The 2231-nt window shown below is 30.8% G+C and carries 2 protein-coding genes and 1 pseudogene; all 3 read left to right on the top strand.

The annotated features are described in order from the left end of the window. A pseudogene (locus tag B6S12_RS10485) lies at positions 1 to 204 on the top strand (DUF1311 domain-containing protein); the annotation flags it as partial. A 59-nt stretch (positions 205 to 263) separates the two neighbouring features. After that, entirely contained in the window at positions 264 to 1271 is a 1008-nt protein-coding gene (locus B6S12_RS10480; protein ID WP_111230717.1) for a lysozyme inhibitor LprI family protein, read from the top strand. A gap of 28 nt (positions 1272 to 1299) precedes the next feature. Next, the coding region (locus B6S12_RS11235) for a lysozyme inhibitor LprI family protein (RefSeq protein WP_181451047.1) at positions 1300 to 2231 on the top strand (932 nt) is incomplete at its 3' end.

The following is a 2231-nucleotide window of genomic DNA, read 5'->3' as shown; positions in this document are numbered from 1 at the left end:
CCAAGCAATAAAGTTTCAGGAATACTATTAGATTCTGAGATTCCTATACTAAGCTATTTAGCTTATGGAGTTATGGAATTTCAAGGCAAAAATTATATTGCTCTTTGGAATGGTAGATTTAATTTTGATGAGAATTCTACTTATCCAGAAACACGCATTTATCTTTTAAAAGGTAATAAAAGAGAGTTAAAATGCACTTACTAAAAAAGGAATAATTAATGTTTGAAACAACAAAAAATACAGATTAAAATAAAGGAGTTCTTATGCAAAAGTTTTTAATGGTTTTAGGGATTTGTGTTACTTTAAGTGCTAGTGCTAATGCCCAATCCCCAGAAGAAGCTAAACCTAGCTTTAATTGTGCTAAAGCCAATACAGAAGTAGAAAAGATGATTTGCAATGATGAAAGTGGGGAGTTACAAAATTTAGATCGTTATATGGGTGAAGTCTATACACAATTAAGAAAAGAGTTAAAAATCTCTAAGTTTCCTAATAAGGAACAAAGATTAAAAGATCTTTTAGAATCGCAAAGAGCTTTTATTAAACATTTAAATGAAGTTCGTTTTATAGGAGATGCCTATGAAGAACGCATTACACATTTACTTAAACTTTTAGGAGAAGTGCTAGATTCGAATAATAAAGAATTATGTGAATATGCAAGACAGGATAAAATTGATTGGAGCAAATGGCAAGAAGTTCCTCCCTCCATCAATCCTCCCTATAGTATAGGTTTTTGTGCTTTTGGGGCAAATAATAGAGATATCGATTATTCTTGGTATTGCACAGAAAAAGGAAAGCTTACAGAAAAAATAGAAGATTTTATTGGAGGATATCCTTATGTTTTTAAAAGAAAAATTGATATTAATAATGATGGGGTGTTAGATAATGTAATTCTTTCACAAGGGAACTATTTTAGTGCACTTGCAATATATAAAAATGGTAAGCTAGATGCAAAAGCAAGTGATAAAATCTATGGAGATGATTTGCATTTTCATGGATCAAAAACTGAAGAAAGAGTTTGTATGGTAAATGAGACGCCTTGCAAGGCATTTACTACATATGCTATGCCAAGTAATAAAGTTTCACAACGACTAGAATTTGATTTTGAGTGTCCTATACTAAGCTATTTAACTTATGGAGTTATAGAATTTCAAGGTAAAAATTATATCCGCTCATGGAATAAGAGATTTGTTAATGATAAGAAATCTACTTATCCAGAAACACGCATTTATCTTTTAGAAGGCAATAAAAGAGAGCTAAAATGCACTTACTAAAAAGGAATAATTACAAAAGGAGGTTCTTATGCAAAAGATTTTAATGGTTTTAGGATTTTTCTTAATATTGAGTATTAGTATTAATGCACAATCTCCAGAGGAAGCTAAACCTAGTTTTGATTGTGCTAAAGCAACTACAGAAGTAGAAAAGATGATATGTGGTGATGGAAGAGGGATTTTGCAAAATTTAGATCGTTATATGAGCGAAGTCTATACACAATTAAGAAAAGAGTTAAAAATCTCTAAGTTTCCTAATAAGGAGCAAAGATTAAAAGAACTTTTAGAATCGCAAAGAGCATTTATTAAAAACTTAAATGAAGTTGATGAAACCAATTTTAAATATGCTTATGATGAAGCTTACGAAGAACACATTTATTTTACAGAAGATGCTTATGAAGACCGCATTACACATTTGCTTAAACTTCTAGGAGAAGTGCTAGATTCGAATAATAAAGAATTATGTGAATATGCAAGAAGTTATAAGATTGATTGGAGTAAATGGCAAGAAGTTCCTCCTTCTGTCAATCCTCCCTTTAGTATAGGTTTTTGTGCTTTTGGAGCAAGTGAGAGGAGTATTATTTATCCTGAGTATTGCACAAAAAAAGGAGAGTTTAAAAAAACAATAAAAGATTTTAATGAAGGATATCCTTTTGTTTTTAAAAGAAAAATTGATATTAATAATGATGGGGTGTTAGATAATGTAATTCTTTCAAATGGGCAATATTTTGATGCACTTGCAATATATAAAAATGGTAAGCTAGATGCAAAGGCAAGTGATAAAATCTATGGAGATGATTTGCATTTTAGTGGATCAGGGACATTTAATTACCTTATAGGAGGGCTTGATGAGGCAGCAGCTATGGCATTTGGCGCATATGCTATGCCAAGCAATAAGATTTCACAACGGCTAGAATTTGATTATGATCATCCTATACTAAGCTATTTATCCTATGGAGTTAT

Origin of the sequence: Helicobacter valdiviensis (assembly GCF_003245365.1) — a bacterium.
GTDB lineage: Bacteria > Campylobacterota > Campylobacteria > Campylobacterales > Helicobacteraceae > Helicobacter_D > Helicobacter_D valdiviensis.
This window is presented reverse-complemented; position numbering and strand designations above follow the sequence as displayed.